The 11250-nt window shown below is 61.1% G+C and carries 9 protein-coding genes and 1 rRNA gene (1 of these 10 running past the window's edge); 7 read left to right on the top strand and 3 right to left on the bottom strand.

Annotated elements, in window-relative coordinates:
* A protein-coding gene (pdxA, locus tag RHP72_RS02950; RefSeq protein WP_007732489.1) for a 4-hydroxythreonine-4-phosphate dehydrogenase PdxA crosses the window boundary here: on the bottom strand, positions 1–2071 show its 5' portion. Its footprint begins 182 nt before the window's first position; 2071 of the gene's 2253 nt are visible here — the first part of the coding sequence; it begins with the start codon at positions 2069–2071; its stop codon lies beyond the left edge, outside the window.
* A gap of 212 nt (positions 2072–2283) precedes the next feature.
* Here pdxA and RHP72_RS02945 point away from each other — a divergent pair, with 212 nt between their 5' ends.
* From RHP72_RS02945 to RHP72_RS02915, 7 genes are read left to right on the top strand one after another with little or no spacing between them, the layout of a single operon-like run.
* Positions 2284–3861: an ABC transporter substrate-binding protein gene (locus RHP72_RS02945; RefSeq protein ID WP_007732494.1), complete on the top strand. Its 1578-nt coding sequence runs from the start codon at positions 2284–2286 to the stop codon at positions 3859–3861.
* A gap of 4 nt (positions 3862–3865) precedes the next feature.
* Positions 3866–4870, top strand: a complete 1005-nt coding sequence (locus RHP72_RS02940) for an ABC transporter permease (RefSeq protein WP_311094292.1) — start codon at positions 3866–3868, stop codon at positions 4868–4870.
* Positions 4870–5817 (top strand): ABC transporter permease, encoded by a 948-nt coding sequence (locus tag RHP72_RS02935; protein ID WP_007732498.1) that lies wholly within the window; start codon positions 4870–4872, stop codon positions 5815–5817. The genes RHP72_RS02940 and RHP72_RS02935 overlap by 1 nt, the downstream gene beginning before the upstream one ends.
* 3 nt (positions 5818–5820) lie before the next feature.
* Positions 5821–6654 carry an ABC transporter ATP-binding protein gene (locus RHP72_RS02930; RefSeq protein WP_311094291.1) on the top strand — a complete coding sequence of 278 codons (834 nt, stop codon included), beginning with the start codon at positions 5821–5823 and terminating at the stop codon, positions 6652–6654.
* Complete coding sequence (locus tag RHP72_RS02925; RefSeq protein WP_007732503.1) at positions 6651–7517, top strand: ATP-binding cassette domain-containing protein; 867 nt, start codon at positions 6651–6653, stop codon at positions 7515–7517. Before RHP72_RS02930 ends, RHP72_RS02925 begins: the two co-directional genes overlap by 4 nt.
* Positions 7517–8476 carry an aldo/keto reductase gene (locus RHP72_RS02920; protein WP_042926594.1) on the top strand — a complete coding sequence of 320 codons (960 nt, stop codon included), beginning with the start codon at positions 7517–7519 and terminating at the stop codon, positions 8474–8476. Before RHP72_RS02925 ends, RHP72_RS02920 begins: the two co-directional genes overlap by 1 nt.
* A 34-nt stretch (positions 8477–8510) precedes the next feature.
* Positions 8511–9272, top strand: coding sequence for an HpcH/HpaI aldolase/citrate lyase family protein (locus RHP72_RS02915; RefSeq protein ID WP_007732505.1), 762 nt, complete (start codon positions 8511–8513; stop codon positions 9270–9272).
* A 63-nt stretch (positions 9273–9335) separates the two neighbouring features.
* Here the strand turns inward: RHP72_RS02915 and RHP72_RS02910 are convergent, their stop codons facing one another.
* A complete protein-coding gene (locus tag RHP72_RS02910) occupies positions 9336–10760 on the bottom strand; it encodes an aldehyde dehydrogenase family protein (RefSeq protein WP_007732506.1) in 1425 nt (474 codons plus the stop codon).
* 370 nt (positions 10761–11130) lie between these two features.
* Positions 11131–11247, bottom strand: a 5S ribosomal RNA gene (gene rrf / locus RHP72_RS02905).
* Positions 11248–11250 lie beyond the last annotated feature (3 nt).

Below are 11250 nucleotides of genomic sequence, written 5' to 3'. Positions count from 1 at the left end.
CCGGGCCGTGCCCCTGATCGTGGTACATCGCAACGATCAAGTCGTAGTCCCCACGTCCAGCGAGGAAGAATGCCGTGTCCGCCGGCAGTGGGCCGTGGACGTCGATTCCTTCTGCCTTCAAGAGTTCGACGGCGGGAATGATCTTCTGCTCTTCCTCTCCGTACCCGAAAAGCCCGTTCTCCCCCGCATGCGGGTTGATCCCGCACACGCCGATTTTCGGAGATGGATTGCCCGTGCGCACCAAAGCTTCGTGACCTCGACGAATGGTCCTCTCGACCAGGCCGGGCTCGATCCTGGCAACTGCATCGAGCAGTCCGATGTGAGTGGTCACGTGAATCACCTTGAGCTTGGGGGTCGACAACATCATCGACACCTCCTCGGTACCGGTCAGGTGCGCAAGCAATTCCGTGTGTCCGGGATAGATGTGTCCTGCCGCATGCAGCGCTTCCTTGTTCAGCGGCGCCGTGCAGATCGACTGGACTTCACCGCGTACGGCGAGTTCGCTTGCGACGCGGATATATTGATAGGCCGCATCCCCCGCGACTGCCGACAGTTCACCCCAGGCGAGATCCTCGGGTAGCAAGTCCAGGTCGATGACGTTGATCCGTCCATCGATGAATTCAGCATCCTTGATCTCCTCGATCGCGACCACGTCGACGTCGATTCCGAGCACCGTGGCAGCCAATCGCAAACGCTTCGCGTCGCCGACAACAACAGGGCGGCAACGCTTTCTCGTTTCACCGTCGAGGAGTGCGGGGACGATCACTTCCGGTCCGACGCCGGCGCCGTCGCCCATCGTGACAGCAATCAGCGGCAGTGGAGTGGATTCGATTGACATGGGATTGACCTCGTTGTCTGAAGGAGTAACTGAAGGCGGACTGTCCGGAGCGGCGACCGGGGTGGGTTGCGCGAGAAACTTCGTTATGGAGAAAAGACTGTGTGCATTCCCGAAACTGCCTGGCCGCGTGACGATGTACCGTCCGGTTCGATCGACGGAAAGTACGGCGCCGTGTTCGATTTCGTAAATCGGTGACAGCGTGTCGACCCGCAGGCGGTCGAGAACGCTGCGCGCGGTTTCGCCACCGGTAAGTACCAGGTCGATCGGGTAATCGTCGTGGGAGAATCCTGCATCGACGGCAGCGATCAGATCGGCGAGAGCCGAAACGAGGTGGACGGATTCTGCAGGCACGACAGGTCCACTTACCGAAACCACGACGTTTCCGCGATCCAGTGCGTTCAGAATCGGAAGCGGATCGACCGAATGCGCCAGCAGCTCAGCACTGTTCACTTCGATATGGTGCGCCCCTGAATCCCGAAGCAATGCCACTTGGTCCCCGGCAGACGCATCCGCCGTCCCCACGACGACCAAGGTAAATCGAGAAACACGAAGAGATGGGCACGCGACGGGTGACTGCACGGTTCTTCGTCGTGCCACTGCCATCGCGAGCGCCGAGGTTCCTACCAATCGAGAACCCCGAACCTCCTGTGCTGCAGCCACAATCAGTTCCAGATCACTCTCGGTCTCGACGTCGCAGATCGCCACCGACCCGGCTTCTGAGATCGACGCAAGAACCTGGCTCAAACGCCCGGAGCGAATGTCATCCAGCGATACGCCAGAAGTGATTGCCGACGGGCCGAGCGCCTCTGCAATCGACCGAGGAGTCGGCTTCGACTCCGCGCGCCACAGGTCAGTGGAGTGCAACGCAACCCCATCGACCAACACCACGCCGTCTTGCACCGTGCGCCCTTGTCTGGGCAGTCCGGCGGCGACGATGACCGGAGATCCGTCGCGGGAGAGTTCTCCAACCTCCGCTGCTATGTTGCCCCTGAGCAGGGAATCGATCTTCTTGACGATCTCGGAGCCGTCAGACGATTGCAGAACTGATCTCACGTCCCGAGAGGCTCTGGCGGGGTCGGATCGCCGTGAGTGCAGATCGAAAACCGTCACTCCTGATCCGTCGGGCGCATCTGGGCCGAGCCGAAGCGATATGCCCGAACTGCGGAGCAGAAATCCTGCGGCCGACTCCGCTGCTCCGGAAAGATCATCAGCGATGATTACCAGTGGTTTCATCGAATTCCTCGACCCCCTTTCGGTCTGAATCGAGTATGCACAGCATCGCAACCGATGCGCGAAGTACGCAATCGAAGTTACGGGACTTGCGCGAAGTGCGCAACAGTGCCATTGTGAGCTGAGTTACAAGCGAGAGCCCGACGCGATTGTTCACCAACAGTCCGCTCGGAGCGTCGCCCCCACGCTGCCCCGTCAGGATCGAAAGGTCACCGATGACCAATACTCGTTTGCGAACACCACAGCTCTCCCGGCGATCCTTTCTGCAGTTCACCGGGCTGATCGGTGGCGCAACGCTTCTGGGCACGACTGCCGCGTGCGCCGGCCCTACCGGGAAACCGACACAGGACACCCTGGTGCTCGGGCTCAACCGCTCGCTCGTCAGCCTCGACAACAAACTCAATCAATTCGACGCAGCAGTCACGGCTCAACGTGGCGTCAGACAAGGTCTCACCCGGATCGGCGACAATCTGACACCGCAACTCGTTCTCGCTGACAGGTTCGAATCGACCGGCCCGACCGAGTGGACGGTTCGACTCCGCGAGGGCATCCGTTACTCCGACGGCACACCTGTGCTGATCGACGACGTCACGACGGCAATGCAGATGTACCAGCAGGTCAGCGGATCGTTTGTCGCACCGCAGTTCCCCGAGTGGCCGACGGTCGTCCCCATCGACGATCGCACCTTCATCCTTCGGACGAATTCCCCGGTGCCGGTTCTGGACTCGCTCATGTCCAACATCTTGATCACCCCGGCCGCTGCCAACGAACCCAACGAACTGCAGAGCGGAATCGGGTCGGGACCGTTCGTCGTCAGCGAATCGAACCGGGGCACCGGCGATTACACACTTGTCGCCAATGACAACTACTGGGGCCCGGCCCCCGGCGTTCGTCGTGTTCAGGTCCGCTTCATTCCCGAAGAGGCCGGCCGCGTCGTCGCGCTTCGGAGCGGCGAGGTCGACGTCATCGACTCGATCAGTCCCGATTCCGCCGAACAACTCGCCGATCTGCCTGGTGTCCAGGTGGACACAGTACCGAGCACACGCATCAACCAACTGTTCTTCAACTTCCGCAAGCCCGCCGATCACCCACTGTCCAATCCGCGTGTCCGAGAAGCTCTCACGTATGCCATCGACGGTGAGTCACTCGCTCGGGACGTGCTGATCGGTTCCGCAGTCCCGGCCACCGGCCCCGCACCGTCGACCTTGGACGGAGCCGTGAAAACTGGCACTTACCAATATGATCCACGGAAAGCGCGGCAAATGCTCGAGGCCGAAGGCGCCGACGACCTCGAACTCACCTTCATCTGGGAAACCGGAGAGTTCACCAACGACGTCTCGGTGATGGAATCGGTACTCGAAATGATGAAGGCCGTGGGAGTACGCGTCAAACTCCAGCAGTTCGAACCGGGCGGTGACATCTCGTCCTGGCGCCAGGGCAAGACCGGCGACTGGGATGTGCTGGGCAACGGCTACGGCAACCAGACCGGACTTGCACTGACCACGTTGCAGGGGATGTACGCCGGCACAGCGGAGAAGGAAGCAACTCGCGACACCTATCACGGGTACGTCTTCCCCGAAATCACCGCGAAGATCCAAGCCGCATCCAGTGAACCAGACCCGACCAAGCGCGCCGCTCTACTCGACGCCGCACAACAAGACATCTGGAACACCTGGCCTTGCCTGTGGAGCTTCGTACCCAACGCACTCCTTGCGAAACGCACTCGTGTACAAAATGTTTCACTGACCCCGATCAACTCCTACGACCTCGGCGCCGTCCGATTGGAGGCCTGAGGCGATGACTCTCACCGCTCCGAAACCGCAAACCGCTCTCGGAATCTCTCCGCGTCGACGCACAAGGATCAACCCGACCGTCAAATACGTGCTCAAACGTCTGGCACAGAGTGCCTTGACGATCTTCCTCACGCTCACAACAGTGTTCGTCCTGATCCGAATGGCACCCGGCGATCCTGCCTACGCCTTGGCCGGACCGCTGGCCAGCACCGAGGATCTCGCACAGATCCGTGCTGACATGGGCTTGGACAAGTCGGTGTTCTCCCAATACCTGATCTACCTGTGGGACCTCGTCCACCTGAATCTCGGCACGTCGTACTCGTTCCAGGCGCCGGCCATGGACGTTGTCCTCGGCCGTCTCCCGTACACCATCACCCTTGCCGTCAGCTCCATTCTGTTGACCGCCGTGCTCTCGATTCCGCTGGGCGTGTGGATGGCCCGTCACGCGGACACCAGACGTGAACTCGGTGCGAACGTCGTAGCCGTCGGCGGGCAGTCCATGCCGGAGTTCTGGAGCGGCCTGATGCTGGTGACGATCTTCGCGGTCTTGGTCCCAGTACTCCCGGCAGCCGGTTTCACCACATGGCCGTCGTTGATCCTGCCTACCGTCACCATCGCCATCCTTCAGATCGCGTTGATCTCCCGGATGGTTCGACGCGAAATGGTCTCGGCCTTCGCTTCTCCGTACATCACGGTCGCACGCTCTCGCGGAGTATCGGAACGCGAACTCACCTGGCGATATGCGATGCGTAATTCGGCGATTCCGATCGTCACCGCGCTGGGCACCAGATTCGCCGGAATGCTGAACGGCGTCGTGGTGGTCGAGGTCGTGTTCGCCTGGCCTGGTGTCGGCTCGCTGGTGGTCCGCGCACTCGAGACTCGCGACTACCCGCTCATCCAGGCCACCGTGCTTGTCACCGCGGTTCTCGCCGTGCTCGTGCAACTGGCAGTGGACCTCCTCTACCCCCTCCTGGATCCACGCGTGCGACTCGGAAAGGGCGCCAACTGATGACTACCGTCTTGGAACCTCCAACAACTCCACGCGCCAGCGCGGTCACCGAGGCAGACTTCGCACGCGCCGGAGCCACGCGCCGTAAGCGAGACAGCCGAGTCAAGATCTGGACCGGCTCGATCTGCGCGCTCCTGGTGATTCTTCCTGTTGCATTGGCGGGACTACTCCCCCTTGCAGATCCGAACCAGACCAACCTGAGCAGTCGACGGCTACCGCCCCTCACCGACGGCCATCTGTTCGGCACCGATCAGTTGGGACGAGATCTGCTCTCACGGATCCTGCACGGCGGCCAGGTGTCTCTGACGATCGGTATTCTCGCCGTGATCGTCTCCGGCGTCATCGGCATCGTCGCCGGATCCGCCGCGGGGTACTTCGGTGGTTGGGTCGACACCGTGATCTCCCGCCTACTCGAAGCACAGCTTTCTCTGCCTTTGCTGATGATGCTGCTTCTCGTTGTTGCGCTGTTCGGCCCGTCCATTCCCGTCATCACGTTTGTCATCGCGATCGCACAGTGGCCCGAAGTCGCACGGTTGACTCGCTCATTGGTACTCGTCGAACGCGAAAAGCCTTACGTAGCTGCAGCTCGAGTCCTCGGACTTACCCGCATGGCCATCCTGCTTCGTCACGTCATTCCCAACATCGTCAAGCAGGCATCGCTCGTCGTCCTGCTGCTGCTCGCGCAGGCCGTACTGCTGGAAAGTTCGTTGAGCTACCTCGGCGCCGGACCGCAACGTCCATTCGCTACCTGGGGACGAATCATCGCCGACGGCCAGGACTACATCACCACGTCATGGTGGATCGTCACGTTGACCGGTCTGATGATCGTGCTGCTGGTCGTCGGAGTGAACCTACTCGGCGATGGTCTGCGCGATCGTCCTGCAGGTTCGAAACGACTGGGCGCAAGCCTGTTCGGGCGTGGCAGCGCCCAGAAAGCGAAGGCGTGAGACATGGGAAATCTACTACGGGTCGACGATCTCCAGATCGAACTTGTCACGGCGAACGGCGTCATCCGAGCCGTCGACGGCGTGTCCTTCTGCATCGACGCCGGTGAAACCGTCACCATCATCGGTGAATCCGGCTCCGGAAAGTCGACGACAGCCATGGGGATTCTCGGACTGCTTCCGGACGATCTTGCGGTTCTTTCCGGGAAAGCCGTGTTCAAGGGTCAGGACATTCTCGGAAACACGAAGATCCTGAACGATATTCGCGGAAAACACATCGCGCTCATCCCCCAGGACCCGATGACGGCTCTGAGTCCCGTCCACACCATCGGTAGCCAACTTCGAGAAGCAGTGCGCCACAGCGGTGTGACCGCGAAGAAGCAACAAATCGAGCGGGCAGTGCAACTGCTCGAGCAGGTACGCATTCCGTATCCGGATCAGCAACTCGACAAGTACCCGCATCAACTGTCGGGTGGAATGTTGCAGCGCGTCCTGATCGCCGGCGCTCTTGCTGCCGGCCCCGAACTGATCGTGGCCGACGAACCCACCAGCGCACTGGACGTAACCGTTCAGGCCGGGATTCTGGATCTATTGCTCGAGTTGCAGGAGCGCACCGGCATCGGAATGCTGGTCATCACTCACGATCTCGGAGTTGCGCGGTTGGTCTCCGATCGCATCTACGTGATGAAGGACGGACGTTTTGTCGAGACCGGTAGTGCCGACGTTCTCGTCGACTCACCGCAAAGCGCCTACACACAAAAGCTTCTCGACACCATACCTCAACTGGGGCCTTGGGACGGCGACCCCGCCCGTTCAACACAGATCGGAGCCTCGGCATGACCCGCCACGAAACGCCACTTCTCGCCGTCGAAGATCTCGTGGTCGAGTATCCGGTTCCCGACGGAGTTTTCCGAGCCGTGGATGCTGTGAGCTTCTCGGTGGAAAAGGGCAAGACCTTGGCCATCGTCGGCGAATCCGGATGTGGCAAGTCGACCATCGCTCGATCGATCGTCCGACTCCTCACACCGACCAGTGGACGCATTCTCGTCGACGGCAATGACATCGCGCAGATGTCGGAGAAGTCGCTGCGCCCCTACCGCTCTCGCGTTCAAATGGTGTTCCAAGATCCGTACGGATCGCTCGACCCTCATCTGACTGCCGAGGACATCATCGGAGAACCACTGCGCCTCAAAGGTGTTCGGAGCAAGTCTGAACGTGCAAAGGCAGCAGCAGAACTCGTCGATCGCGTTGGCTTGCCCAGCTCGGCACTACACCGGCGTCCGGCGGAGTTCTCAGGAGGCCAACGTCAGCGCATCGGAATTGCTCGTGCACTTGCCAGCGGACCCGAGATCCTGGTCTGCGACGAAGCGACCAGCGCTCTCGACGTGTCGGTGCAAGCGCAGGTACTCGAGCTCCTACGTGAAATTCAGGCCGATACCGGTCTGACGTACGTTTTCATCTCACACAACTTGGGCGTCGTCCGAGAAATCAGCGAGACCGTAGTCGTGATGTCGAAAGGAACCATCGTCGAATCCGGTTCCACAGACACAGTTCTCGCCAGTCCGCGCGAGCCGTACACCCGCGCACTACGAGGCGCTGCTCTCGATCCCACCACCATGGTCGGCATCAAACCACGCCACGTGGTGGCAGCCCTGTCCAAGAACTTGCTAGCCAAGCAGACCGAATCACGAGGAGTTGCCTGATGACCGCCCCACTCGAGCTTCCGAAACTGGTGCTCGGCACCATGACATTCGGAGACACGGTCGACATATCGGGCGCCGGATCGATGCTCGACGCAGCACTAGGCGCCGGTATCTCTCACATCGACACGGCCAACGGCTATGCGGGCGGCGAGTCCGAGCGCATGCTGGCAAAGCTGCTCCACGGCCGACGCGATTCCGTCACTCTGGCCACCAAAGCGGGAATGCCGCATCCCGATGCCGGCGACAACAGCCCACTCTCGACAGAGGGGCTCCGAGCAAGCGTCGAAGGAAGCCTGCGCAGACTCGACACGGACTACGTCGACCTGTTCTATCTCCATCAGCCGGACCGAACCGTCACGCTGACCGAAACTCTCACCACCGTCGCGGAACTGGTTGCCGAGGGCAAGATCCGCACACTCGGCGTATCCAACTTCGCAGCGTGGCAAATCAGTGAAATCAACTACACCGCAGACACAGTCGGAGCTCCCCGACCGATCGTCGCACAGCAGCTCTACAACTTGCTCGCGCGTCGCATCGAAGAAGAATACGCAGAATTCGCGGACGTGACCGGACTGACCACCATGGTCTACAACCCACTCGGTGGGGGCCTGCTCACGGGGCGCCACACCTTCGACGAAAGTCCCGCCGACGGCCGATTCGGCGACTCACGTCTTGCGTCGATGTACAAGGAGCGATACTGGAACACACAGATATTCGACGCGATCGCTCAACTGACGGCAATCGCAGAGCAGTCGGGCATCTCCCTGACCGAGCTTGCGTTGCGCTGGCTGGTCAGCAAGCCCGTCGCCGGATCGCTGCTCCTCGGAGGATCCAAAGTAACGCACCTCGAATCCAATATCGCGGCCATCGGGCGAGGTCCACTCGACGCCTCGACCGTCGAAGAGTGTGATCTCGTCGGTGCCGCCCTACGAGGCCCCATGCCCAACTACAACCGCTGAAACACCCGACCTTCATCAGGAAGAGTTCTTCACTATGTCAGCACAGGAATTCGCCGCACGCATCCGAGGACGCGAACGCATACTCGGATATTGGTCCGTCATCGACAGCCCGATCTCGACCGAATGGATCGCGCACGTCGGCTGGGACTACATTGCCCTCGACATGCAGCACGGCCTGATCGGCTATTCGGGGATGGTCGCCGGGCTCACCGCCATCGACTCGTCACCGTCCACCGTCGGGATGGTGCGCGTCGAGGCAAACAATCCGACACCCATCGGCCGTGCACTCGACGCGGGCGCTGTGGGCGTCATCGTTCCGCTGATCAACAACGCCGAAGAGGCAGCGGCCGCCGTGGCAGCCGCCAAGTATCCGCCTTTCGGCATCCGCTCCTACGGACCCATGCGCTCGCAACTCCGTATCGGCCCCGTTCCCGCCGACGCGAACCGCGACACCGTTGTATTTGCGATGATCGAGACCCCACAGGGTCTGGCGAACGTCGAAGAGATCTGCGCAGTGCCCGGATTGGACGGCGTGTACGTCGGGCCGTCCGACCTACGAATCGCCGTCGGAGGTAAGCACTCCAACGATCCGGACGTCGCCGAGGAATTCGAATCAGCGCTCACCAGGGTGCGCGAAGCTGCCGCCGTCAGCGGAGTCGCTGCGGGAATCCACACACCTTCCGGTCAGGTTGCGGCACAACGGCTCGGGGAGGGCTACACGTTCGCGACCGTGGCCTCGGACCTGACACATCTGGCGAACATCTCGGCTCAGCATTTGGATGCCGCCAAGTCCTGATCCGGGTACAAAAATGGCGATGCTCCCGCACTTGGTACGGGAGCATCGCCATTCTCGAACAAGCTATCTCTGAATCGCCTTGATCTCGAGGAACTCTTCGAGCCCGAACGTGCCGGCCTCGCGCCCGACGCCCGACTGCTTGTACCCACCGAACGGAGCATTCGTGTTGAAGGCGCCGCCGTTCACCTCGACCTGCCCGGCACGCAGTTGCCGCGCGACGCGATCCGCGCGATCGGGGTCACCTGACCAAACGCCACCGGCCAGTCCGTACTCGGTGCCGTTAGCGATCCGCACTGCGTCGGCCTCGTCTTTGTAGCCCATGATCGAGAGGACCGGTCCGAAGATCTCCTCGCGCGCAATGGTCATGTCTTCGGTCACGTTCGCGAACACCGTCGGACCGACGAAATATCCACTGGCCAGACCGGTTTCGCGACCGTCGACAACCGCGGTGGCACCTTCCGACACACCCTTCTCGATGTATCCGCGAACGCGTCCCAGCTGATTCGCGTTCACCAGAGGACCAAGCACCGAAGTCGGCTGAGTCGGATCACCTACCGGGAAATGAGCGGCGACCGCAGCAGCAATTGCCGCTGCCTCATCCACCTTCTCCGCGGGAACCAACATACGCGTCAGCGCCGAACAGGTCTGGCCCGAGTTGATGAAGCACTTTGCGACGCCGTCCGTGACAGCCTTTTCGAGATCGGCGTCGTCGAGAATGACGTTCGCCGACTTGCCACCCAGCTCGAGCGAGACCTTCTTGATGGTGTCCGCGGCGACGATGGCCACTCGCTTGCCTGCCCGAGTCGACCCGGTGAAGGAGACCATGTCGACTTCCGGGTGGCCGGCGATGGCTTCACCCACTACCGGGCCGTAGCCACTTACCAGGTTGAATACACCTGCAGGCAAACCAATTTCGTCGAAGATGTCAGCGAGAGCGTACGTGATGAGTGGCGCAACCTCGGTGGGCTTGAGAACCACGGTGCAGCCCGCCGCGAGCGCACCGCCAACCTTCAAGACAACTTGGTGGAGCGGGAAGTTCCAGGGAGTGATCGCGCCGACAACACCCGCAGGTTCGCGAACAATCAGCGAATTCCCGACCTCGTGAGCGTCGAAATCATAAGTGCGAGCCAATTCGGCAAATGCATTCAAATTCGCGAGCGGCATTCCGATTTGCACGGGCTTCGCGAATCCGATCGGCATGCCCATATCCTGCGAAACCAGCGCCGCAAGATCATCGGTACGTTCGGCAATAATCGCCGCGGCTTTGGAAAGATATTCGGCTCGCTCGCCGCCGGATAGTGCAGACCAAGCGGGGAAAGCCTTTCGTGCTGCCTTCGCGGCCGCATCGACATCTTCGACAGTGCCTTCGGCGACAGTTCCTATCAGCTCTTCGGTAGCCGGATTGAGAACGTCGATCCGACCGCTGCCAGTGGATTCGATCCAGGCGCCATCAACATAGATTTTGGTGCGGTCGAGAATATCGGTCATCAAAGCCTCCGTAGTCATCACGCGTGCACAGGTGAGGTGGGCCCGATCACACGGGGCACCTCTTCCGAGCCTAGCCACGCTCGACGGGTTCCGTGGCAGGTTGGTGTCGAGATTGACCTTCGACTGACGAGACCTGTGGTGCGCGCACGCTTTTCAGTGATGGTGTGAACGTACCGTTCCCCTCGTTGAGGAGGGTGAGAGTGCCGTTCACTCCATGCCGGGGTGCCGGCGGCGTGCCCGCCCTTGATGGTGCGAACGGTACGTTCGGTCGATCTGAGGCGACGAAAGTGCCGTTCGCTCGAAGTCGGGGGTGTTTTGGGTACGAGAAAGCCCCCCAACCATCACTGGTTGGGGGGCTTCTCTAATGTGTGTTCGGCGGTGTCCTACTCTCCCACACCCTGTCGAGTGCAGTACCATCGGCGCTGAAGGGCTTAGCTTCCGGGTTCGGAATGGGACCGGGCGTTTCCCCTTCGCTATGACCGCCGTAACT

The organism is Rhodococcus sp. SG20037 (assembly GCF_031763325.1).
GTDB classification, from domain to species: Bacteria; Actinomycetota; Actinomycetes; order Mycobacteriales; family Mycobacteriaceae; genus Rhodococcus_F; species Rhodococcus_F qingshengii.
The sequence above is the reverse complement of the archived record's forward strand: the minus strand, read 5'-3'. Positions and strand labels throughout refer to the sequence as shown.